The organism is Streptomyces sp. NPDC050509 (assembly GCF_044457965.1).
In the GTDB taxonomy this organism is placed as follows: Bacteria; Actinomycetota; Actinomycetes; order Streptomycetales; family Streptomycetaceae; genus Streptomyces.
Genome location: NZ_JBITHL010000001.1, coordinates 227,104 through 251,393, shown reverse-complemented (window position 1 = coordinate 251,393; position 24,290 = coordinate 227,104). Strand labels below are relative to the sequence as shown.

Genomic DNA, 24,290 nt, shown 5'->3' with positions numbered 1-24,290 from the left:
GGAAGACCCGCAGGGACGGAGCGGCCCGATGGACGTCAGAGAAGTGCATCATTCCTACCGTCGGCACGCCGTCCTGCGAGGCGTCGACCTCCATCTGCGGCCCGGGGTCCTCGCCGGGATCGTCGGGGAGAACGGCGCGGGCAAGACGACGCTGCTCAAGATCCTCTCCGGTGAACTCGGTCCCGACCGGGGCTCGGTGCGTCACAGCGGGAGGTTCGGCTACTGCCCGCAGTCCGTGGTCCTGGACGACTCCTTCACCGTCCGCCAGCATCTGGACCTCTTCCGGCACGCCTTCGGGCTCGCCGATCTGCGGCGGGCCGAGGAGGTGATGGAGGCCCTGGCCCTCACCGAGTACCTCGACCGGCGCGCGGGGGTGCTCAGCGGGGGCTCGCGGCAGAAGCTGAACCTGACCTTGGCGCTCATGCACGACCCGGACGTGCTGCTGCTGGACGAGCCGTACCAGGGCTTCGACTGGGAGACGTATCTGCGCTTCTGGGAGTTGGCGACGGCTCTGCGCGACGCCGGACGCTCGGTGCTGGTCGTCTCACACCTGGCGTACGACGTCGACCGGCTGGACGAGTTGTGGCGCCTGGAGGACGGACGCCTCACCCGCCAGGACCGGGGATCGGGGGCGCCGGTATGAGGAGGCACTGGGCCCTGTTCACCACGGCTTCCCGGTACGCGCTGATCGGGCACGCCCGCAACCGGTTCGCGATGCTGCTGGTGGTCGTGTACATCCCCGTCTGGATCGCCCTGGCCTACGTGACCATTCCCGACCGGCCTGCGCCCTTCCGGCTGCGGGCCACGGGCGAGGTGCTGTCCCCGCCCGGCAACCACCTCACCCAGATCACCGGAGCGCTGAACGCGGTCACCCTGATCGCCGGGTTCATGATGTTCGCCGCCACCTTCACCGGCGGTGCCTTCGACCGGCGCCTGGCGATGGCGGGATACCCGCGCTTCCACCTGGTGCTCGCCAAGCTGTCCGCGCTCACCCTGGTCTGTGCCGCGATCTCCGCGTACGCCACGGCGGCGGCCGGCTTCGCCTGGTCCCCCCGGCAGCCCCTCATGCTCGCCGCCGGGCTGTTCTGTGCCGCCCTGACCTACGGTGCGCTCGGTGTGGTCTTCGGGTCGGTGCTCGGCCGGGAAGTGGAGGGGATGTTCGCCATCCTGATGATCAGCATCCTCGATGTCGCGCTCCAGAACCCCCTCTCCAGCTCCGGATCGGACAGCGCCGTCGTACGCTTCCTGCCCTCGTACGGGGCCGTGCAGGCCAGCATGTCCGCGGCCTTCTCCACCGCGTCGGTGGCCCAGGGCCTCGCGATCCAGCTCCTCTGGCTCACCGGCGCGGCGTTCGCGGCGTTCCTGGTCTTCCGCCGGCGTACCCGCGACGCGCTCCCACGGGCACGGAAGCGGCGTCCCCCGGACCCCACCGGGTCGAACGCGGACCGGGCCGACAGCCCCAAAAGAAGTGTTTGACAGTGCGCTGACCGGGGCCGGATACTCGTGGCATGTCCGCTGCCGAGAGACGCGCGGAGCTCGGCGGGCTGCGTGCGCTGGCTCATCCGCTGCGCCTGCGCCTGTTGTCCCTGCTCACAGCGCATGCCATGAGCGCCAGTGAGGCCGCGCGCGAGTTGGGCGAGTCGCAGGCGAATGTCAGCTACCACATGCGCCATCTGCACGCCGCCGGCCTGCTGGAGATGGTCGAGGAGACCTCCGTGCGCGGCGGCCGGGCCAAGCGGTACCGCCACAATCCGGCGAGTGGGGAGTCCGTCTCCGGCGGATCACTCGACGACTACGCGGGCCTGGCCGCCGCCCTCTCCGAGGAACTGCGGCGCCGCAGCCGCGAGCGGGTCGCCGGGTCGCCGGGGGCGTTCACCGACGCCGAGTTGTGGCTGCCCCCCGAGGCGTGGCAGCGGGTGCGGGAGCTCGCCGCGGAGCTCGGGGTGATCATGCACGCCGAGGCCCGGCCGCCGGACACGCCGGGGACCGTACGTGCCAGCGCGACGCTCATGCTGTTCGAAATGGCCCGAGAGGGGACCTCAGAGTGACCGAGCGAGCTGAGAACGCTTCCGTTCTGGCGTCCTTACGCCACCGGAACTTCCGCAACCTGGTGTTCGGCCGCACGATGACGCACTGCGCCAACTCCATGGCGCCCATCGCCCTGGCCTTCGCCGTCCTGGACATGACAGGCTCCGCCGTCGATGTCGGGATCGTCGTCGGCTCGCGGTCGATCGCCAACGTCCTCCTCGTCCTCTTCGGCGGCATCCTCGCCGACCGGGTGCCGCGCTCCCTCATCCTCCAGGGGTCCAGCCTGTCGGCCGCGACGGTGCAGGCGGCGGTCGCGGTGGTGCTGCTCACCGAAGCCGCCTCGCTCGGGGTGCTCATCCTGCTGAGCGTGGTCAACGGTGCGGTGGCCGCCGTGTCGATGCCCGCGTCGGCCTCGCTGGTCCCGCAGACCGTTCCGGCCGGGGAACTGCGCGCCGCCAACGCCCTGAGCCGCATGGGTGTGAACACCGGCATGATCGTCGGCGCCTCGGTCGGCGGCATGATCACGGCCGTCTTCAGCCCCGGCTGGGGTATGGCCGCCAACGCCGTCGTGTTCGCGGGCGCCGCCCTCGCCTACCACGGTGTGCGCGTGCCCCGGGCGAAGCCGACGCCGGACGCGCCCTCCCAGCCGCTGCGCGAACTCCGGGAAGGATGGAAGGAGTTCACCGCACGCACCTGGGTGTGGGTGGTGGTGCTCCAGTTCTTCGTGGTCAACGCCGTGACCGCGGGCGGCATCCAGGTGCTCGGGCCGACCATCGCCAACAGCACCTACGGGCGCACCGCCTGGGGGCTGGTGCTGGCCACACAGATGGCCGGCGCGCTCATCGGCGGGTTCGTGGTGGGCCGTTCCCGCTCCCGTCACGCCCTGCGCATCGGCGTGGCCGTGGTGGCCCTCGACGCCCTGCCGCTGATCGCGCTCGCCGAGGCGGCTCCCCTGGCGCTGCTGGTGGTGGCGATGTTCCTCAACGGCCTCGCACTGGAGCAGTTCGGCGTCGCCTGGGACGTGTCGCTCCAGGAGAACGTCCCGCCCGACCGGCTGGCACGGGTCTACTCGTACGACATGCTCGGCTCGATCCTCGCCCTGCCCGTCGGCGAGATGACGGCAGGCACCCTCTCCGAGCGCTTCGGGTCGCGCGCGACGCTTCTCGGCGGCGTGTGCCTGGTCCTTCTCGCCACCGTCGCGGCGCTGTGCAGCAAGGACGTCCGGTCGCTGACCGTCAAGGGCGGGCTGATGGACGCCGAGGCGCCGGGTGCGGCGGCCGTCGCACCCGGCACCGTCGCCGTTACCGAGCCGACGCGGGATCCGGCGGGGTGAGGACCGTGAGGCCCGGCAGTGTGAAGCGCGCACCGACCGGGCCGGACGGTTCCGTGCCGGAGCCGGCGGCCGTGGGCCCCGGCGGCTCCGCCCGGCCGGTGCGGTGGGCGTGGTACGCCGCCACCACACCGCGTACGAGAGGACCGGCGCCCGCGCCGTACGCCTCCGGGCGCCGCGAGACGACCGTGAGCCGGTGCTCCTCGGGGCCGAGGACGAACAGCGCCGCCGACTCGTCCGGCAGTTCCCCGGTCAGCCGGGGCAGCGCCCCGACGGTGGCGTTACGGGCCCGCAGGAGCACCGAGGGGCCCAGGTGCGCCCGCAGCGCGCTCAGCCACGCCCCCCGGTCCACCCGGCCCACCAGGCGCAGCGAGACCTCGGCACGGCCGTCCGGCAGCGGTCGCCACGCCCAGGCGTCCGGCCGGGGGTCGTGCTCCACCGGGAACGGCGCGGGCAGCCGGTCCGCGGCCGGGAGTTCGGGCAGGACGACGACGGCGCCGGGGCGCCGTCCTTCGGGCAGCCGCTCGGCGAGGTGGGCCGTCAGTGCGGCGGCCAGCGGCGCCGTCGGGTCGATGACCGCCGGTGTGGCCGCGTACTCCGTCAGGCGGTCGGGAGCGGGCGGCCGTGCCGGGGCGTAGCCGCCGGACGGAACCGGAGCACCCTCCTCGCCGTCCGGCCCCTCCGCGCCCCGCCAGAACACCGCGTCGAGGGCGGTGGGGTCGAGGGGCGACCAGGTGACGGTCACGGCGTGGCCCAGGCGGGCGCCGAGTGCCCGCAGGGCGTCAGGATCGGGCACCGTGGGGGGCGGTGCGGTGCGCAGCAGCGCCTTCGCGGTGGCGACATCGGCGCCCGCGTCGAGCGCGCGCAGCGCGGCGGTCTCGGCGGTGATCCGGGCGTTCAGGACCGACTCCAGACGCAGGGCCGCCCCCGGGCCGTGCCCGGTCAGCAGCTTCACCACCTCCGCGAGCGTGTGCGCGCCCTCCCTCCAGCGCACCCGCGGGGCGGCGGAGAGGTCGACCGTCGGACGGGCGGTGCGCAGCACGACGTCGTACCGGTAGCGCGTCAGCTCGTTGTGCGCCCGCCCCTCCTTGATCTGGAGGTCGACCGCCGTGATGCGCGGGAACACGGCGGGCAGCGCGGCGAAGAACCCGGGGTCGAGGTGGAGTTCCTTGTCCTGCGCCAGCCCGTCGGCGAGGCCGCGCAGCAGTGTGGCCCGGTCCGACGTGCCGTCGTCGCGGCTGAGCCGGACCGCGCAGTGGAAGCCCCGTTCGAGCGTGGCGGTGCGCACGTCACCGAGGAACAGGGAGCCGTCGGGCGCGGTGAGCGAGAGCGCCTTGCCGATGACGTCGAGCAGATGGGCGTCGTCGGGGAAGTACTGGATGACGGAATTGAGGACGACGGTGTCGAAGTGACCGGCCGGCAGTCCGTCGACGACGTGGGCGGGAACGCACCGCAGCCGTACCCGCCCGGCGAAGGAGGGGTGCTCGCGCAGCCGGTCGTCGAGCAGCGCGACCGCGCGCGCCGAGTAGTCCGTGGCCCAGTACTCGGCGCAGTGCGGGGCGAGTTCGGAGAGGAGCAGCCCGCTGCCCGCGCCGATCTCCAGCAGCCGGCGGGGGCGCAGCGCCCGGACACGCGCGACCGTGGCGTCGCGCCACTGACGCATCTCCTCCAGGGGGATGGGGCTGCCGTCGTAGGTGCTGAACCAGCCGCCGAAGTGCTCCCCGAGCGGCAGCGGCTCCGGGTCCGCGTACAGGGACTCGAACACCTGGTGCCAGTCGCTGAGCTGCTCCAGGCGCAGTTCCTCCCCGGCCCAGGCGCGGGGAACCACGTACGAGGCGCTGCCGTCACCGGTCGTCAGGGCCTGGCGTACGCAGGGGTGGTCCAGCAGCGCGGCGTCGATCTCCTCGGAGCGGAGCGTCGGTTCCATTCTGTGCCTTTCCGTCCTTCCGTCCTTCTCTTCCACCGCAACCGTCACCGCCACCTGCCGGCGGTGCGGGGGCCGGGCGGGGCCGCAGGGTGGCCCGCAGGCCGGACGGCGCCCGCACGGCCTCCGGTCTGCCGGGCGGAGCCGCCGCGCCCGGGGCGTCGATGTCGTAGTGGGCGAGCAGGGTCGTGATCCCGCAGACCATCTGGACCATGCCCAGTTGGGCTCCGGCGCAGATCCGGGGACCGCCCCCGAAGGGGCGGTACGCGCGCGGTGCGTGGGCGGGGGCGTCCGCCAGCCAGCGGTCGGGGCGGAACGTCCCGGGCTCGCTCCACCAGCGGTCGTCGTGGTGGAGGAGGTAGAGGCTGAACGCCACCCGCTCGCCGGGCTCCAGACGTACGCCGCCCACGGTGACCGGCCGGACCACGTCCCGTTGGAGCAGCCAGGCGGGGGAGTGGAACCGCAGCACCTCCTTGGCGAACGCCACGCTCAGCGGGGCGGCGCGCAACGGGTCCCGGACGATCCCGGCGAGGCCGACCGAGGCGATCTCCTCGCGCAGGGCCGCGGCTTCCGCGGGGCGGAGCGCGAGTTCCCGTACCCCCCAGGCGAGAGCCGCGGCGGGGGAGGCCAGGGAGGCGACCAGCAGGGTACGCATCATCGCGGGCAGCCGGCCGCCCAGCTCGTCTCCTCGCGCGGCCAGCACCTGGAGGAAGTTCCGCGCCTCGGGGTCGTCGGGCGGCGCGCCGCGCGCCACGGCGTCGTCGATCAGCTCCGCCAGCTCCGCGCCGGTCGTGCGGATACGGCGGGCACGGGGCAGCGGGAGCCAGGAGGGCAGCAGCCCGGAGGTGGCCGCCCCCGCCAGCAGCGCGCGCAGGTGGTCGGCCGCGGCGCGCTCCAGCCGCTCCCCGTACGGCCCGGCGCACAGGTCGGCGACGGTGCTGCCGCAGATGTCGAAGAACGTGTCGACCACGTCGATCTCGGAGTCGGCGTGGCGCGCGAAGTGCGCCTGGAAGGCCGCCGCGACGGACTCGCCGGAGGCCCGTGCCGCCGAGGTCCCGAGGAGATGGGTGCTGTCCGCGCGGGCGCTCATCCACGCCTGCCCTCCGGTGACGCCGCCCTCTCCGGCCGCCTCGCCGGCGCCCAGCGCGAAGGCGCCATGGGTGTCGGCGAAAATATCGTGAATGTGGTCGGGGTGCTGGAACACCGTCAGGGTGTTGCTGAAGCGGAATATGTCCCCATGCAGTCGGAGCTGACAGCGGAGAAATTCCAGCGGGTCCTGTTCGAAGGCGCTCGCATTGCGGATCTGCTGGCGCCGGGTGAGCGGATCCAGAGGTCTGCCATTTTCCATTTCCATCCACTTCCCGCCCGCTGCGCCGTGGGGCCCGGAGATGTGGCGCCGGGACCCACGGCTCCGTTTCGGAAGGTCAGAGCCAGACGATCGGGGTGTAGGCGACGCGGCGCATCCCCTTGTCGTTGCGGCCCATGACGTGGAGGATCGTCGCCTTCATACGAGCCATTTCAGCAACTCCTTCGGTGAGGGAAAACCGCCGACTGGCGATTCGGGATAATCCTAATGACGCCGGACTTGGTCGTCCATAAGGGATGAGGGGGGAATTTCGGTCGTATCATCCGGCGGTTTCGCCTCGCTGCTCGCTTTCCATTCCGTGCAGCGATTTCAGCCAGGCCCGCGTTTCCCGCGCGGCCGACCACACATGAGGCCGGCGCATGACACTGTGGTGGTCGCCGGGCACCTCCCGGACCGTCAGGCCCTCGCCGAGCACCGGCCGCCACGGCTCCCAGCGCTCGTCGGCCCGCTCGTCACGGCAGGCCAGATAGAGCGCCGGCCCCGGATGCGGTGGGACACGATGCCGGGACAGCGCCGCCAGATGGGCGCGGAAGACCGCCAGCCGCGCCCGCAGCCCGTCGAGTTCCGTCTCCTCGCCGAGTACGCCGCGCCGGCGCGCCCATCTCAGCAGCGCGGCCGCGTCGGGCCACTTCCCGTCGTGGACGTGCTCGGTCAGCCCGGCCCCCGCGGCCAGATGGGCGCCGAACTCGGCGAGAGGGTCGGCGACATCGAACTCGGGTCCTGGCACAGTGCTGTCGATGAGCACCACCGGGGGCGCCACACCGCCCGCCGCCCGCAGCCGGTGCGCCATCTCCACCGCGACCACCCCGCCCATCGACCACCCCACCAGCGCCGCCGGCCGGTCGACGCCCTCCTGGCGCAGCAACGTCAGGTAGTGGGCGGCCATCTCGGGTACGGACTCCAGCGGGCGCGGGCCGCATACGGGATCGAGACCGGGAGCGACGGCCCCGAGGACCGGGAAGCCGGCGCCGAGGGCGGTGGCGAACTCGGCGTACCCCAGGACGTCCCCGCCCACCGGCGGCAGGCAGACCACCGGCGCCCGGCCGGAGCCCTCCCGCAGGACCGTCACCCGTGTCGCACCCGCCGGCCCCTTCGCTCCCCGCGCACCCGGCGTCGCCAGCAGCCCGGCGTACAGCTCCACGGTCGGCGCCTCGAACAAGGAGGCAGGGGCCAGCCGCGCACCGGCCTCCCGGTTCAGCCGGCCGACCGCGCGCAGCGCCGTCAGGGAGTTGCCGCCCAGCACGAAGAAGTCGTCCGCCAGACGCAGCCCTTCGCGCCCGAGGACCGCGCCCCAGACCTCGGCGACCAGACGCTGCTCCGCCGTGCGCGGCGGCGGCGAGTCCGGCCGGCCGGCCGGCGCCCCGGGGTCGGGCAGCGCCCGCCGGTCGGTCTTCCCACTGGCTGTCAGCGGGAGCGCGGGCAGGACCACGTACTGCGACGGCACCAGGTGCGCGGGGAGCCGCGAGCGCAGCGCGGTGGCCAGCGCGCGGGGGGCGAGCGTCTCCGGACCCGCCACGTACGCCACGAGCCGGGCCTCCGGGCCCTTCCCGTACGCGGTGACGGCCGCGCCGCGCACACCGGGCGAGCGCAGCAGGGCGTGTTCGATCTCGCCCGGCTCGATCCGCAGGCCGTGCAGTTTGATCTGGTGGTCCGCACGGCCGAGATGCTCCAACTCCCCGTCGGGACGCTGCCGCACGAGATCCCCGGTGCGGTAGATCCGGCCGCCGGGGTCCGACGTGAACGGGTCGGGCACGAAGTGCGCGGCAGTGAGCGAGGGACGGTGGAGATAGCCGCGCGCCAGACCCGCGCCGCCGAGGTACAGCTCGCCCACCGCGCCCTCGGGCAGCGGACCGCCGCGCTCGTCGAGCACGTAGGCGAAACAGCCGTCCACCGGCCTGCCGATCGCGGGCCGGGCCGTCTCCGGCGGTACCTCGCTCCAGGTGGAGTAGACGGTGTCCTCGCTCGGCCCGTAGAGGTTGACGACGCGGAGGTTGGCGACGCGCCGCACCGGCCCACGCGCGTGCACCGTCCTCGCGAGCGTGGCGGGCAGCGGCTCACCGGCGAGGTTCACCGTGCGGACGGATCCGGGCAGCGAGTGCTCCAGCAGATGATCCTGAAGGAGGCTGGGGACCGTGTTGACCAGGGTGATCGGCGGGGCGCCGTCCGGCGGCGCGGACAACCCGCCCAGGCCGTCGGCGAGCACCACGGTGCCGCCCCCGGCCAGCGGCACGAACAGTTCGAAGACGGAGATGTCGAACGAGAGCGGAGTGGCGGCCAGCACCCCCGCCAACTCCTCTGCCGTGTACGTCCGCAGGGCCCACTCGACCATCGCGACGACACTGCGGTGTTCGACCGCCACGCCCTTGGGGCGGCCGGTCGAACCCGAGGTGTAGAGCACATAGGCGAGGTCCGCGGGGCCCACCCGCGCACCGTCCCGCACTCGTGCCCGCTCCCGCCCCGGCTCCCGCGCACCGTCCCGCCCCCGCTCCCGGGACACCGGTCCGTCCTCGCCGCTCCCGTCGACCCGCAGGGCGCGCACCCCGGCCGCCCGGACGGTGTCCTGCCCCGCGTCCGTACCGGTGACCACGAGGCGCACACCGCAGTCCTCCAGGACCCAGGTCAGGCGCTCGGCGGGCAGTGCGGTGTCGAGCGGTACGTAGGCCGCCCCGGCCATGAGGACGCCCAGGACGGCGACGGGCAGCCGTGCGGTCCGCTCCAGATGGATCCCCACCCGGTCGCCCGGGCCGATCCCGAGCGCCACGAGCCGGTCGCGGAACGCGCGGGCCTCCTCGTGCAGTCGCCGGTACGTCAGCCGCTCCGCGCCGGCGGCCAGGGCGAGGGCGTCCGGGGTGCGTTCCGCCTGCCGCGCCACCAGGTCGCACACGGTGCCCCCGGACGGTCCCGCGGGGGCCGCGCCCCGCAGGGCGGCGGGACGGCCCGCCGTCCCCAGTCCGGACAGAGCGAGCGCGGTGCCGTGGTCGGCGACCGCCGTGAGGACGGCGACCACATGGTCCAGCATGCGCCGCGCCGTCGCCTCCTCGAAGCGCTCTTCGGCCAGGCTCAGCCGCAGGGCCAGGCCGCCGTCCAACCGCTCGCTCACCCACAGGTCCACGTCGAAGCGGGAGCCGCCGCCGGGCGGTGTGATCTCCTCACCCGGCACGCCGCCCAGTGCCACCGGATGCTCCGTGAAGCCCTCCATGGACAGGAACGCCTGGAAGAGCGGATTGTGTCCGGGCACCCGCCGCGCGCCCGTCGCGTCCACCAGGACGTCGAAGGGCACATCCTGGTGGGCGTAGGCGTCCAGCGCGGTGCGCCGCGTGCGCGACAGCAGCCCGGCGAAGGTCTCCGCCCCCGTCCGCACACTGCGCAGCACGACGGTGTTCACGAACAGCCCGACCGTTCCCTCGCCCTCCTGCCGGTGTCGGCCGGACACGGGCGACCCGACCAGCACGTCGTCCTGCCCCGTGAACCGGTGCAGCGCCAGGGAGTAGGCGGCCAGTACCACCATGAACGGCGTGGCGCCCTCGGCGTGCCCGCGCTCCCGCAGCCGCGCGGCGGTCCGCACGGGCAGCTCCGCGGCGGCTCCGACGACCCCGTCCGCCGCGCCCGCCCCGTCCGCCGGGCCCGGGACGTCCGCCGCGCCCGGGACGTCCGCATGGTCGGCGGGCAGCGCGAGGAGTTCGGGCGCGCCCGCCAACTGCCGCCGCCAGTAGGCGATCTGCTCCGCGGCCTCCGGACCCTCCAGCCACGCACGCTGCCAGGCGGCGTGCTGCGCGTAACGGTGCGGGGGCGCCGGCAGCGCCGCCCGCCGCCCGGCCGCCTCCGCGTCGTAGAGCGCGGCCAGGTCGGCGAAGAGGATCTCCAGCGACCAGCCGTCGGCCACGCTGTGATGCAGCGTCAGCACCAGCACCGTGACCTCCCGCGTGAGCAGGATCCCGGCGCGCACCAGCGGCCCCCCGTCGAGGCGGAAGGGGGCGTCGGCCGCCTCCTCGACGCGCCGCCGCACCTCCTCGGCCGCCTCCTCCGGCGATGCCGCCCCGCGCAGATCGGTCACGGGGCACCGCAGCGGCTCCCCGGAGGGCAACTGGACCGGCACCCCGTCGATCTCCGTGTACCGCATCCGCAGCATCTCGTGCCGCTCGACCAGCGCGTGCAGCGCCCGGCGCAGCGCGGCGGCGTCCACCGGTCCGCGGAAGCGGTACGCCAGCGGAATGGTGTAGACGGCTCTGCCGGGCGTCAACTGCCCCATGAACCACATGCGCCGCTGCGCCGCGGTCAGCAGGACCTCGTCACCGAGCCGCTCGTCGCCACGGACCCGGGTGAGGAACGCGCTCCGGCGCTCCGGCGGGAGGAGCGAGAGGCGCTCGAAGGGGCCGCCGGCGGACGGGCGGGCGCCCTCCGCCGGCAGCGGCCGTCCGGTGTCCGTCACCGGTCGCCGACGAGCACGTGCCGGGTGTCCTTGCTCCAGGCGGACCAGCAGCGGCCCAGGTCCCTGCTGACGCTGATGCGCTTCAGCCAGCGGTCCTTGCCGTCGTACCGGGCGGCGAACGGCCTGCGGCCGTGCACGGCGCTGCGGTTGTCCACCAGCAGCAGGTCGCCGGGCGCCAGCGCCACCTGGCGCAAGGAAGCCTCCACGGTGTCGTAGAACCGCCGCAGCACCTCGGCCAGCCGATCGTCCTCCGGGGGCTCCAGGAAGTACGGGTCCACACACGCGTACGGGCGCTCGCGCGGCCCGAAGAGCACCGGGCGGCGCTCCGCCCCGTCCCCCGTCACGCCGTGCGAGTGGTCGGGGAGCTGGCGGAACCTCGGCTCGAAGAGCACGTCGAAGGCAGGGTCGCCCAGGTCCCAGTCGGCCGCGCAGCTCACCGTCGTGGCGGCGGCCGTGGGGTTGCGCAGGCACAGCAGGCCGACGTAGTCGGGCCGGAAGGGGTGGAAGGCGTCCTCCGTGTGCCACCAGATCGGCTCCTGGCTGGCGAAGTTGATCTGGGTGTTCTCGTACTCCCGCATCGGCAGTACGTCGTGCACCACCGCACCGTCCTGCTGGCTCCGCCAGCCGAAGACCTCGCCGAGCAGGGAGCCGATCAGCACCGCCTGGACCTCCTGGCGGCGGGTGCGGTCCCGCGCCGGTCCCTCACCCCACGACGGGGGCGTGGTGCCGATGGCCTCGTCGTCCACCGCGAGGCCATGGACGAGGGCGTAGGCGGCCGGGCCGTCCTGCCGCAGTCTCCCCAGAGCCCGGCGGAGCCGGACCGGCAGCTCATGGGCGATCACCGGGGCCTCGCGGCAGAGTTCGTACGGCGCCGAGGCGGGCACCTCGCCGGCCAGCCGGGACGTGACGTCCTCCACCACCCGGCGCTCGGCGTCCGTCAGGGTCAGCTCGATGCCGGGGGCTCCCGGCGCGCTCACGTCCTCCCCTTCGGGCAGGCCGGCGGTCTCAGCCATGGTGTCCTCCGCTCGCCAGGGCGCCGCGTACCGACTTGGGGCGCATATCGGTCCAGTGCTCGTCGATGTAGGCCAGGCAGGCGGCCTTGTCCTTCGCCTCTCCCACGGTCCGCCAGCCGTCGGGAACGGGGCGGCCGACCGCCCAGACCGAGTGCTGGTCCTCGTCGTTGACCACCACGAACCAGGCGCTCTCCACGCCCTCGTCGCTGTCCGTGTTCTCCATGGAGCCGTTCCTCCTCACTCGGGCCGTTCCGCGCCGGGATCACCGGCGGGGCCCAGCAGTTCGTCGAGCAGCATGTCCAGCCGTGCGAGACCCGCGCCGTCGTCCGCGGCGCCCGTCGCGCCGGCCTCGTCCCGCGCGGTCCCCTCTCCGGCCTCGGTCCCCTCTCCGGTTTCGGCCCGTGCCACGAGCCCGGCGAGGCCCGCGACCGTGGGGTCGCCGAAGAAGCCTGTGAAGGGCACGGTGACCGAGAACTCCTCCCGGATGTTCGTCAGCAGCCGTGCCACCAGCAGGGAACTGCCGCCCAGCCGGAAGAAGTCCTCGTCCCGCCCCACCGCGTCCGTGCCGAGGACGGCCGCGAACCGGTGGGCGACGCGCCGTTCCCGCTCGCCGCGCGGCTCGACGCGCTCCCCGTCGCTCCGCCGGGCGGAGCCGAAGCGCGGCTCCGGCAGCCTCCGCTGGTCGACCTTGCCGTTGACCGTCAGCGGGAACTTCTCCAGCAGGACGTACGCGGCGGGCACCATGTACGCGGGCAGCCGGGCCCGCAGGTACTCGCGCAGCCCCTCCTCGTCCGGGTCCGCCCCCGGCGGCGGGGTCGCGTACGCCACGAGCCGCCGGTCGGCGGAGCGTTCGCCCCACACCCGGACGAAGGCGGTGCCCACCTCCGGGTGCTCCTCCAGCACCGTCCGGACCTCGCCGAGTTCCACGCGGTAGCCGCGGATCTTCACCTGGTCGTCGGCGCGGCCGAGGAATTCTAGGGTGCCGTCGGGCCGGTACCGCGCCCGGTCGCCGGTCCGGTACAGGCGGGCGCCCGGCTCGCCGGAGAACGGGTCGGGCACGAAGGCGGCGGCGGTGGCGGCGGGCATGCCGAGATAACCGTGGGCCAGGCCGACGCCGCCCACGCACAGCTCCCCGACGACGCCGACGGGCACCGGACGTCCCCACGCGTCCAGCAGATACACGCGGGACGCGGTGACGGGCCGTCCGACCGGCGCCCACGCGGGCCAACCGGCCGGATCGCGCGCGAGGGCGTGCGCCGTGGTGACATGGGTCTCCGAGGGGCCGTACTCGTTGTGCAGCCGTCCGTCCGGCAGGTCGGCGAACAGATGACGCAGGTCGTCCGTGACGACGAGCTGTTCCGATCCGGAGATCACCGTCCGCAGGGTCTCCGGGAGCCCACCGCCCGCCCGGTGTCCCTCGGCCATCTGCTGGAGCGCCGCCGCCGGGATGAAGAGCCGCTCCACGCGGAGCGCGGTGAGCAGCCCCGCCAGGCCGTGGACGTCGCGCCGCTGGTCCTCCGAGATGAGGACGAGCGTCCCGCCGCCAGCGAAGGTCGAGAAGATCTCCTGGAAGGAGACGTCGAAGCTCAGCGAGGCGAACTGGAGGGTCCGCTGCCCCGGCGGCACCGGGGCGTAGCGTTCGAGCTGCCAGCCGACGAGGTTGCCGACCGCCCGGTGCGGCATGCAGATGCCCTTGGGACGGCCGGTGGATCCCGAGGTGTACGTCACGTACGCCACCGCGTCCGCCGGGATCCGCGGCACCGGGCCGGGCACGGCGGGTGCCCGCCCGCGGACCTCGGAGACGTCCAGGAGACGCGCCGAGGTCGGCGGCAGCGCGGCGCGGGTGTGCGCGTCGACGAGCACCACGGGGGCGGCCGTGTCATCGAGGATCATGGCGAGGCGTCCCGCCGGATGATCGAGATCGAGGGGCACGTACGCGGCGCCCGCCTTCAGCACACCCAGGACCGCGGCGACCATGGCGGGGGAGCGGCGCACCGCCACGGCCACGAAGTCACCCGGCCGCACCGACGCCTCGCGCAGAGCGTGGGCCACCGCCTCGGCCAGCGCGTCGAGTTCGCCGTACGTCACCTGCCGGCCGTCCTGCTCCAGCGCCGTACGGCCGGGCTCGGCCGCCGCCCGGCGCTCGAACCACTGGTGCGCGAGCGGTACGGGGGAGGGCGCGGTCCCGGTGTCGTTCCAGACGCGCAGGACCAGGTCGCGTTCGGCGGGGCCGAGCAGGTCGTGATCGGCGAGCGGGGCGTCGGGGGAGGCGGCGAGGGCGTCGGCGAGCCGGCCCAGCCGGCCGGCCATCCCCTCCATCGCGTCCCGGTCGAACATCGACGCGTCGTACTCCAGGGTCAGCCGGGTGGAGTCCCCGGCGCCGGTGGCGAACAGCGCCAGGTCGAACTTGGCGTCGCCGCCCCCGGCCGGGATCTCCCGGCACGTGGCACCGTCCAGCTCCAGGGGGTCCACGCCCTCGCCCTCGGCGGCGAACCACACCTGGAACAGCGGGTGACGTACGTCCTGCCGTGGCGGGTCCACGGCTTCGACGACCGCGTCGTAGGGGGCGGCGCCGTGGGTGTGGGCCCCGGCGAGGGCGTCGGAGGTGTGGGCCAGCATCCGCCGGAAGGAGGCGTGGGCCGGTACCGCGAGCCGCAGCGCGAACGTGTTGAGGAAGAAGCCGACCGTCCGGTGGGTCTCGGGCCGGTCACGCAGCGTGGCAGGGGTCCCGACCACCATGTCCCGCTCCCCGGTGACCCGGTGCAGCAGGGTGGCCCACACCGTGAGCAGCACGGTGAACGGGGAACAGCCCTCCGCGCGGCCGAGGTCCAGCAGCGCGCCGAGCGCGGCGGGGCGGGCCGGGACACGGACCCGAGCCGCAGGGGAGTCCCCGGGCGGACCGGAGACGGGCAGGTCCATGCGCCGGGGAGCGTCCCGCAACCGCTCGGCCCAGTACCGCACCTGGGGCCGCGTCAGGTCCCGCCGCTCCTGCTCCCGCTCCGCCCAGTCCAGGTACGAAGGGCCCGGGGCGCCGTCCGCCTGGTCGCCGTCGCGGGCGGACCGGTAGAGCGCGGCCAGATCGCTCTGGAGGATCCCCAGGGACCAGTCGTCGACGAGGATGTGGTGCAGCACCATGCCGAGCGTCCAGCGGTGTCCGGGGTGCCGGTAGAGCGTCAGCCGCACCGGCGGCGCCTGTGCCAGGTCGAACGGGGTGCCGGCCCGCTCCGCGAGCGCCGCCGCGAGAGCGGCCTCGTCGTCGTGGTCCGGGGCCGCGGCGCCGAGTTCCACGATCTCCACCTCGGGCGGGGCATCGAGCACGACCTGCTCCAGCGCTTCTCCCGCCGCGCGGAAAATGGTCCGCAGCGCCGCGTGGCGCAGGCACAGCCGCTCCAGGGCGCGTACGAGCGCAGGCTCGTCCACGTCGCCTTCGACCCGCCAGGCCGAAGCGACGTTGTACGCGGCGCTGTCCGGCCGCATCGTCTGCGCCAGCCACATCCGCCGCTGCCCCCGGGAGAGGGGGCCACGGCTCCGGTCCCCGGGCGCTGCCGGGCCGTCCCCGCCCGGCCGGGTGAGGCCCCGCTGGGCGAGCAGCGCGGCGATCCGCTCCTCGCGACTGTCCACACTCATGGCGGTGTCTCCTCCAGGCAAGATCCGAACGAGAGGTCCGGCGCTACTTTCGAAACACGCCCTGGGCGCGCGGGAATCCGGCGGCCAGCGCGTCGTCCCCGACGGTCACCACCGGGTCGGGGGCGCGGCTCGCGAGGAACTCGGGGCGCGGGTGGGGCACATCGCGCAGCGGGTTCTCCACGCTGTTGTAACTGATCAGCACCATGGTCCTGTTGTCCGGGGACATATTGGGCCCGGAACCGTGGAGGATGTTGCTGTGGAACAGCAGCACGGACCCCGCCGGGGCCTTGGGCGCCACGATTCCCCGCTGTTTGGCGGCGGACGCCAGCGCCTCCACGCGCAGTGAGTACTTCAGCTTCGACGTGAGGGTCTGGGTCCAGTCCGTGTCACGCCTGTCGACGGCGCAGAGCCCGTCCCGGTGCGACCCGGGGACGAACATCAAAGGGCCGTTGAACTCGTCCACGTCGTCCATCAGTACCGCCACGCTGAGCGCCCGGTCGGTCGGCATTCCGTCCTCGTCGCGCCAGAACCGGTAATCCTGATGCCATTCCCACACATCACCCACGAGAGCGAGTTTCGCGTTTATCTTGAACTGGAACACATGGACGTCACTGCCCAGCAACTGACGCGCCGGCTCGACCAGCCTGGGAAGCCGCACCAGCGTACGGAACACGGAGTTGGTCTCGTGCACACCGTGCACTCCGCGCACGACGCCGCTGCCCTCCTCCAGGACCCGCCGGGGCGAGTCCTCGTCGAAAACCACGGGGAGTTCTCCGCGCAGTACGTCGAGTTCCGCGTGGTCCAGGTACCGGGGCAGCAGAAGATATCCGTCCTCCTCGTACTGCTCGATCTGTTTCTCGGTCAGCAACGGAAAGCCTGCCTCTCTGATCGGAGGTCTCTCGTGCCTTCGCAGGATTTCAATGACGGTGACGGCCTGTTGAGTCACGGAAAAACGGGACTTGACACCGCGGGTGAATTCGGGCGCATGCCGAAATACCCTCCGGGCACCGGTGGAACCCGCGTCCTACCTCCCGCTCATTCCCGCTCGCGCTCGTCCGGCGCGACGGCGAAGTAGACGCGGCTCACCGCGATTCCCAGGTCGTGCACCGCGAAGGGCAGCAGGCAGTACAACTGCGGTACGGCGTCCTCTTCGATCTCGACCGTGAATTCCGCCCGCGCGGACTGCCCCGCCGCCACCTCCACGCGCCGCAGCGTCGGCCGCACCCGTACGCGGATGGTCGGTGACGGCACGATGCCCAGGTTGACCGTCCCCGCCCGCTGCGCCACGGCCTCGACCCGCACTGTGACGCTCGTCCCCGGCGCACCGCCGATCGGGGTGTCGACGCGCAGCAGCGGCGCCCCCACGAGCGCGTTGTACACGTCGCCGCACCGCGCGCAGACTCCGCGCACCGTGTCCGTCACCTGGGGCACCACCCCCCGGTGCAGATAGCCGTCCAGCGGGCTGCCGCACGCGCACGCCGCGTCGAGGGCGGTCCACTCCTCCGCGACGCTGCGTTCGCCGAAGTACGTCGAGAAGTCGAACACCGGGTCGTCGCGGTGCTTGGCGAACCGCTGTGCCAGCGCCAGGTCGAGCGAGGTCACCTCCTTCGCGAGCGCCGCGAGCGCCGCCCGCCGCTCCGGAGCGGAACCGGTGACCGTACGCACCGTGTCGCGCAGCACGGTGTCAGCGAGGGGGCGCAGCCGAGGACGCAGCGGGTGGTCCTGCGCCGTCAGCCCGCTGTCCAGCAGGCCCGACAGCCGTCCCCCCACCTCGCGCAGGTACGACCCCGCGGCGTCGCGGTCCTCGATGTCGTCGCCGGGCACGACCGGCTCGTGGGCCGCGGGTGCCTGGAGCCCCACCTGGACGAAGGCGGGGTAGGGGTTGATGTCGGCGAGCCGGTCGTTGAGGGCCCGCGCGGCGCTGCCCCGGTCGGCGGCTCCCAGCCAGGCGAGGACCTCCGGGCGCTGCGCGTCGCACGCGAAGAGGGTGGCCACGACGGTCTGGGCCGCCCCGTCCACGGCGGCCAGCAGACCGAGGTATTTCGGGTCGTACGCCCCGTGGTCGGCGAACGGGCCGCTGAAGCAGTTGGCGAGGACGAGTTCGGCCGCCCGCACCGCACGCGCCGGCACCAGCTTGTCCTCCGGCTTGACGCATCCGAGCCCGAAGGCGCACTTCGGTCCCTGCCGCCCCGGCTCCCGGTCCCCGGCGGGGCTGAGGCCGCACACCGTGAACTGGCCCAGGTGCAACTGGTCCTCGGTGCCGTTGCCGTGGAAGAGCAGACGGCGCCACACCCGGTTCAGGGCGAGCCCCTGGATGTCGCGGTGGCGCATGTCGTCGGCGCCGAACCACTCCACACCGGGCACCGGGGACGCCGAGTCCAGCGCGGAGAACATCCCGACCGGCCCCCGGGCGTCCGGCGCGGCGTACTGCTTGGCGATCATCCAGCTCACACTGTGCACGTCACGTCCCGTGAGCAGGAACAGGTTCCGCGACGAGCGGTGCGTGGCGTCGACCAGGGGCCGCAGCTTCTCGGCGGTCAGCTCCGGGTACGCGCCGACGACCAGCACCGAGCCGGACCCGGGCAGGTCGTCCACGTCGGTCACCCAGGTCAGGGCGAGGGGGCGGGCGGCGCGCAGGACGGGCTCGGGGAGGGCGGTGCCGAGGACGACACCGGTGGCGCACGGCCGGACCGCCCGGCGGGCGGGGTAGACGTCCTCGGCGAGCGCGACGCCGTCCAACAGGTCCTCCCGCGCCCCGGTCCACACCGGCACGGGGGACGTGGCGGAGTCCGCGAACCGCGCCACCGCGGCCCGGTACTCGTCCAGCGACTTGCACGGCAGGAAGACCGCCTCGGCGGAACTCATGGGATGCCTCGATTCCTGGAGGGCCTCGGTAGAAGTCGGCGCGCGCCGGCGCGCGTTCCGCCCCGTGGGTGCGGGTGGGGGTCAGGCGCCGTCCGCGGCGTGCTCGACGACGTACTCCCGGCACAGTTCGCGCAGGTCCTCGGCGTGCACCTCGCGCCAGCCGGCGGGGACGGACAGGCCGCTGGGCCACACCGCGCGGCGCCCCGCCTCGTTCTCGACCACCCGGAAGGTGCCGTACTCGTCCTCGTACGGGTCCTCGGGCCAGGGCTCGGCGAGCACCTCGACCCGGCCGTCCGCGCACCGCCGCGCGGCGCGGGCCGCGCGCCACATCCGGGCGCCCGGCCGCCGGTAGGGGTCGGGGAGGAACCGCTCAGCGGTGTCCCCCGGCAGGTCCGGGTAGCCGGAGGCCACGCCCGCGCCCGCGACACAGAGCGCGCCGGTGGAGCCGGGCGGCACCGGGCGCAGCGCGGCGTCCAGCACGTACATGTGGTGGTTCGGGGCGACCTTCACCCCGCCGTCCGTGCCGTGGACGCGTACCAGGCGCGCCTCCTCCGGTCCGCCGCGGTGGACGAGACGCAGACCGAGGTCCCGGGTGGCGCGGACCAGCGCGGGATCGGGGTCGTACGCGTCGCCGGTCACGGTGAGGGAGCGCAGCGCCTCGGGACGCCGGTCGCGCGCGGCGATCGCGTGGCACAGCCGCAGCGCGGTCTCCTGCCCGGCCATCGCGTCCCGCGCCCCGCTCTCCGCCAGCCAGGCGGCGAGCGCCCGCGGGTCCCCGAGCGCGTCCGGCCGGGGTACGAGCACGGTGTTGCCCGCGGCGAGCGCCGCGAGGAGGTCCACCGCCCCCGCGCTGCCGCCGTACGTGCCCTCGGCCAGCCAGGCGGCGCGCGCGCCCGGCAGCGTCTGCCGGCGGTACGCCGCCGCGGCGTCCACACGTCGCGCCCCGATCCGGCAACCGCCCGCGACCGCCCCCGCCTCGCCGTGGAGGACGAGGCCCCCGTCGGCTCCGGCCCGGGCGGCGGCCACCAGGGCGGCCACGTGGTCGACCGGGGAGGCGAACAGCGACGGCGGCCCTCCGGGACCGGCCTCCCGCCCCGTCGGCGTCGCGCCGACGCCTTGGGCGCGCAGGGCCAGCTCCCCGTACGTGACCACCGTGACCACCGTGCCGGCCGGTCCCGTACCGTCGGCGCGCTCCAGCGCCGGGGTGCCGGGGGCCTCACGGATCGTCGCGTCCAGCAGCCGTGCCACCGTGCCCGGTTCCAGGGGCTGTTCGTCGCCGTTCCACTGCCTCTGCGCCCGCTCCAGGGCCGCGGGGGCGATCAGGTCGAGGCGGCCGACGGGCCGTTCGGGGTCGTCCATGGCCGAGTCGAGAAGCGTGATCCACGCGTCGACCAGGCCGGCCGCGGTCTCCCCGGCCACCTCCTCGCCCCGGAAGAACGCCGTGACGCCGATGCCCTCGCGGGCGCCGGTGTGGCTCTGCTCCTCCGTCAGCACCAGGCTCAGGTCGGCCCCGTCGCACGGAGCGGGCGCCGGCTCGGCCGCCGCCTCCACCCCCGCGACCTCGGCGGACGGGAGGGCCGGGCGCCACAGGGCGAGTGCGACGCCCCCCGGCAGGGCCGGCTCAGCGCCCGGCCGGAGGCAGGCGTGGACCACCGCCTCGTGCGCCCGCCGGACGAGGACACCGAACGCCGGGTCGTCGGAGGTGTCGACCCGCAGGGCGCGGGCGGTGGTCAGCGGGGCCACGGTCCGGCGGGCGGCCGGGCCGCCGGACCGTGCGACGGGGACCGTGGTGACGATCGGGCCCTCCGCGCCGCGCCGGGTGAGGAGCGCGGCCAGCGCCGCGTGCAGCAGCGCGGACAGGGTGGTGTCGTGCTCCGCGGCGTACGCGGCGAGCCGACCGTGCAGGTCGGCCCGGATACGGGCGCGGTGGACGCCGTGCCCCGGGACGCCGTCGTCCGCTCGTCGTCCGGCGGCGGTGGCAGCGTTGGAGGTGGAGGTGGAGGTGGAGGTGGAGGTGGAGGTGGAGGTGGCGGTGGGCAGGGGAGTGGGCCGTACCGCGTCCGGTGCCGCGACCCGCTTCCCGGGCTCCGGGCCGAGCGGGGGCAACGGCTCCCAGCGCGGGGCGTGTTCGTTCACCCGGGAGCGGTAGGCCTCCAGCAGATCGGCGCCGAGCGGCGCGAGCGACCAGACGTCGGCGAGCCACGGGTGCAGCCGGACCAGGAGCAGATGGTCGTCGGGACCCACTTCGTGCAGTTCGGCCCGCCACGGAGGGGTGGTGCCGTACGGATCGGGGAGCGGGCGCCCCGCCGCGCGCAACACGTCGGCGACGCCGGTCCCGGACGGCGTACGGAGGACCGGCAGGTCGACACGGACCGCGTCGGGGGCGCCGGTCGCGCGCGCACCGCCGCCGCGCCGCCCGGTGGCGGTGAACGTGGCGCGGAGCATCTCGTGGCGCCGTGCCACATCCCGCAGCGCGGTGCGCAGGGCCTCCGTGTCCAGGGGCCCGGTCAGCCGCAGCGGCAGCAACCGGCAGGTGTCCGCGTCCGGTTCGGGTGATTCGGCTGCGGGCGCCTCCCGCCCCGGGACGCCGTCAGGTTGGTGTGCCCGGGCGGTCTCCTCGCCGAGGAGCGCGGCGAGCGCGGCCGGTGTGGGGGCCTCGTACAGCGCGCGTCCGCCGGGGTCGACCCCCAGGGTGGTCCGCAGCCGGGAGAGGAGCCGTGCGCCGGCGAGGGAGTGCCCGCCGGACAGGAAGAAGTCCGAGTCGGCGTGGAGGTCGCGCCGGGGCATGCCGAGGGTGTCGGCGAAGAGGTCGCACAGGGTCTCTTCGAGGGGGGTGGCGGGCGGCAGCCCGGGGGCGGACTCACCGCGTACGGGTTCGGGCAGCGCGTTGCGGTCCACCTTGCCGTTGGTGGTGAGCGGCATGGCGTCCAGCGTCGTGAGGGTGGCGGGGACCATGTAGTCGGGAAGGTGGTCCCGCAGGTATCTGCGGAGTACGAGAGCCGGGTCGACGGTACGGTCGAAGGCGGTCGGGGTGTTGGCGCAGTCGCCCAGCTCGCGGGGGTCGTCCTCCGCGGTGACGAACACGGATGTCAGCCGGCCCGGCGGGAGATGCCGGGGGTCGAGCAGCACCACGTCCAGCGATCCGTCGGGTGATCCGTCGGTACCCCGCGCACCCGACCAGGTCGCCAGGGCCTGGTAGCCCATGCGCTCGGCCAGCGCGCACAGCTCCTCCGGGTCGCCGGCCCCTCCCGCGCCGACGGCGGGCGGCGACGACAGGGCCGCCAGGGCGGCGGCCACCGGGGCACCTCCGTCGAGCGCGGCCGTGGCCGCCCGTTCCCGCGCGGTGCGCGCGTCGGGCACGCCGGTGACACGGAGCCGGGCGGGCCGGTGTTCCTTCAGATGGCGGGCCAGTTCCTCGGCGTCGGCGATGTCCTGCCCCCAGTCGGCCCGGGGCGCCTCCCGCAGGTCGGCGGCGGGCGGAGCGGTACCCAGCACCGCGTCGAAGCGGTAGCGCGTCAGCTCGTTGTGGCACCGGCCGCGTTTGACGCGGACGTCGGTGGAGCGGATGCCGGGCAGATCGCGCGCCAGGATGTCGAAGAAGCCGGGGTCGAGGAGCAGTTCGGTCTCCACGGTGACGCGTTCGTGGATCTCCCGGCGCACGGCTTCGGCCTCCCGCTCCGTGCCGCCGGGGGCCAGGGCCACCCCGGTCTGCATGTGGTGCTGGAGTGCGGCGTTGCGCAGGTCGCCGAGGAACACACAGCCGCCGGGGGCCAGCAGCGGCAGGACGCCCTCGATCACGGCGCGCAGATAGCCGGCGTCCGGGAAGTACTGGACGACCGAGTTGAGCACGACGGCCGTGAAGTGGCCGCGCGGCAGCCCGGCGGTGACGTCGGCGGCCTGGCAGCGCAGGGTCACCTTGTCCCGCAGCTCGGGCCGTTCGTGGAGCTGGAGCCGGAGCGCGTCGAGCACGGTCCCGGAGAAATCGGTGGCCCAGTACTCCTCGGCGCCGGGCGCCAGGTGCGCCAGGAGCAGCCCGGTGCCCACACCGATCTCCAGGACGCGCCGGGTGTCCAGTTCACGGATGCGCGCCACGGTGGCGTCGCGCCATTCGCGCATCTCGTGCCGGGGGATGGGCGCATGGTCGTAACTGCTGTTCCAGCCGACGAAGTTCTCGCCGAAGCCCGCCGTGTCCGGCTCGCTGTAGAGCGTCTCGTAGATCTCGTGCCACTCGGCCGTCAGCGCGTCGACATCCGCGGTTCCCGACGTGGCGGGCACGACGTACGCGGCGAGGCTCTTGTCGCCGGTCGGGGTCCGGCGCGGGACCACGGTGGCCTGGGCGACGCTCGGATGTCCGACGAGCACCGCCTCGATCTCGCCCGGTTCGATACGGAAGCCGCGCAGTTTCACCTGGTTGTCGACGCGGTCCTGGAAGACGAGGGCGCCGTCCTCGCGCACCGTGACCCGGTCTCCCGTGCGGTAGAGCCTGTCCTCCCTGTCCTCCCTGCCGTCCCCGTCCCCGTCCCCGTCGCCTGGACCCGGGCTCCCGGCGGAGGCGGCCGGGTCGGGTACGAAGCGCTCCCCGGTCAGGCCGTCCTGGCCCAGATAGCCCAGGGCGAGACAGGGGCCGCCGAGGTACAGCTCCCCAGTGCCGCCCGGCCCCACCGGAGAGCCGTGGTCGTCCAGCACGCGGGTGACGGTGGCGCCGATCGCCGTGCCGATGGGGATGGGCCGGGTGGTGTCCTCGTGCGCGCCGATCTCGTGCCAGGTGGCGAAGGTGGTGGCCTCCGTCGGCCCGTAGACGTTCAGCAGCCGGGCGGGGGGAGAGGCGTCCAGTACGCGCCGTACGGTACGGGGGTCGCACACCTCGCCGCCGAAGAGCAGGGTGCGCAACGGGGCGAAGGCCGACGGCCGTTCGTTCGCGATCTGCTGGAAGAGCGCGGTGGTCAGGAAGAGCACGGTCACCCCGTGGTCGCGCACCGCCGTCTCGAAGGCGATCGGGTCCAGGATGACGTCCTTCTCCAGCCCGACGACCGTGGCGCCGGCCCACAGCGTGGCCCAGATCTCGAACGTGATGGCGTCGAAGGCGGGGTTCGCCGCCTGCGCGACCTTGTCGTCCGCCTCGATGCGGACGTAGTCCGTGGAGTTCACCAGGTCCAGGACGGCGCGGTGCGGGACGACGACGCCCTTGGGCGTGCCGGTCGTCCCGGAGGTGTAGCACACGTAGGCGGTCGCCTCGGGGCCCACGGACACCGGGGCGAAGGTGCTGTCCCTGCCCGCGATCCGCTCGGCCGCGGCGTCGAGGGCGATCACGGTCGGGCCCGTGTCCGCGTGGGCGTCGGCGAACCGGGACAGGGTGACGACGGCCCGCGCAGCGCAGTCGCGTGCGATCAGCCGCCGCCGCTCGTCCGGATGCCCGGGGTCCAGCGGTACGTACGCGGCGCCGGCCCGTACGACCGCCAGGAAGGCCACCACCAGATCCGCGCCCGGTGGCAGACAGAGCACCACATGGTCCCCGGGGCGCACGCCCCGCGACGCGAGGTCACCGGCGAGCCGGGCGGCCCGCCGGTCCAGCTCGCGATAGGTGAGCGTGCTCCCCTCCGCCGGATACGCCACCGCGACCGCGTCAGGGGCCGACTCCGCGTGCCGCCGGACGGCTTCGACCAGCCCCGCGACGCTCCGGGATCCACCATTCTCGGACATGCGCGCCC

Annotated in this window: 13 protein-coding genes; 4 read left to right on the top strand and 9 right to left on the bottom strand. The window is 74.2% G+C overall.

Going from position 1 to position 24,290, the window contains the following annotated elements; translation table 11 throughout:
• Positions 1-28 precede the first annotated feature (28 nt).
• From ACIBJC_RS00895 to ACIBJC_RS00880, 4 genes are read left to right on the top strand one after another with little or no spacing between them, the layout of a single operon-like run.
• Complete coding sequence (locus tag ACIBJC_RS00895) at positions 29-643, top strand: ABC transporter ATP-binding protein (protein ID WP_399285920.1); 615 nt, start codon at positions 29-31, stop codon at positions 641-643.
• Positions 640-1,476, top strand: a complete 837-nt coding sequence (locus ACIBJC_RS00890) for an ABC transporter permease (RefSeq protein ID WP_399285918.1) — start codon at positions 640-642, stop codon at positions 1,474-1,476. The genes ACIBJC_RS00895 and ACIBJC_RS00890 overlap by 4 nt, the downstream gene beginning before the upstream one ends.
• 32 nt (positions 1,477-1,508) lie before the next feature.
• Positions 1,509-2,048, top strand: a complete 540-nt coding sequence (locus ACIBJC_RS00885) for a helix-turn-helix domain-containing protein (RefSeq protein ID WP_399285916.1) — start codon at positions 1,509-1,511, stop codon at positions 2,046-2,048.
• Positions 2,045-3,361 carry an MFS transporter gene (locus tag ACIBJC_RS00880; RefSeq protein ID WP_399285914.1) on the top strand — a complete coding sequence of 439 codons (1,317 nt, stop codon included), beginning with the start codon at positions 2,045-2,047 and terminating at the stop codon, positions 3,359-3,361. Before ACIBJC_RS00885 ends, ACIBJC_RS00880 begins: the two co-directional genes overlap by 4 nt.
• On the opposite strand, the gene ACIBJC_RS00875 is transcribed toward ACIBJC_RS00880, so the two are convergent.
• The 9 genes from ACIBJC_RS00875 to ACIBJC_RS00835 form a co-directional block, all read right to left on the bottom strand.
• Positions 3,330-5,285: a methyltransferase gene (locus ACIBJC_RS00875; RefSeq protein ID WP_399285912.1), complete on the bottom strand. Its 1,956-nt coding sequence runs from the start codon at positions 5,283-5,285 to the stop codon at positions 3,330-3,332. The two genes, ACIBJC_RS00880 and ACIBJC_RS00875, sit on opposite strands and share 32 nt — an antisense overlap.
• The gene (locus tag ACIBJC_RS00870; protein WP_399285910.1) at positions 5,203-6,636 is read right to left on the bottom strand and encodes a cytochrome P450; all 1,434 of its coding nucleotides are present in this window, start codon (positions 6,634-6,636) and stop codon (positions 5,203-5,205) included. Before ACIBJC_RS00870 ends, ACIBJC_RS00875 begins: the two co-directional genes overlap by 83 nt.
• 271 nt (positions 6,637-6,907) lie before the next feature.
• The gene (locus tag ACIBJC_RS00865) at positions 6,908-11,077 is read right to left on the bottom strand and encodes an amino acid adenylation domain-containing protein (RefSeq protein ID WP_399285908.1); all 4,170 of its coding nucleotides are present in this window, start codon (positions 11,075-11,077) and stop codon (positions 6,908-6,910) included.
• Positions 11,074-12,090, bottom strand: a complete 1,017-nt coding sequence (gene gntD, locus ACIBJC_RS00860; RefSeq protein ID WP_399285906.1) for a guanitoxin biosynthesis L-enduracididine beta-hydroxylase GntD — start codon at positions 12,088-12,090, stop codon at positions 11,074-11,076. Before gntD ends, ACIBJC_RS00865 begins: the two co-directional genes overlap by 4 nt.
• Positions 12,083-12,313 carry an MbtH family protein gene (locus ACIBJC_RS00855; RefSeq protein ID WP_399285904.1) on the bottom strand — a complete coding sequence of 77 codons (231 nt, stop codon included), beginning with the start codon at positions 12,311-12,313 and terminating at the stop codon, positions 12,083-12,085. The genes gntD and ACIBJC_RS00855 overlap by 8 nt, the downstream gene beginning before the upstream one ends.
• 14 nt (positions 12,314-12,327) lie before the next feature.
• Positions 12,328-15,717: an amino acid adenylation domain-containing protein gene (locus tag ACIBJC_RS00850; protein WP_399285902.1), complete on the bottom strand. Its 3,390-nt coding sequence runs from the start codon at positions 15,715-15,717 to the stop codon at positions 12,328-12,330.
• Between the two features lie 43 nt (positions 15,718-15,760).
• Complete coding sequence (locus tag ACIBJC_RS00845; RefSeq protein WP_399285900.1) at positions 15,761-16,585, bottom strand: phytanoyl-CoA dioxygenase family protein; 825 nt, start codon at positions 16,583-16,585, stop codon at positions 15,761-15,763.
• A gap of 167 nt (positions 16,586-16,752) precedes the next feature.
• Positions 16,753-18,582, bottom strand: coding sequence for a hypothetical protein (locus ACIBJC_RS00840; protein WP_399285898.1), 1,830 nt, complete (start codon positions 18,580-18,582; stop codon positions 16,753-16,755).
• 81 nt (positions 18,583-18,663) lie between these two features.
• On the bottom strand, positions 18,664-24,282 hold the full coding sequence (locus tag ACIBJC_RS00835) for an amino acid adenylation domain-containing protein (RefSeq protein WP_399285896.1): 5,619 nt from the start codon (positions 24,280-24,282) through the stop codon (positions 18,664-18,666).
• Positions 24,283-24,290: the final 8 nt, after the last annotated feature.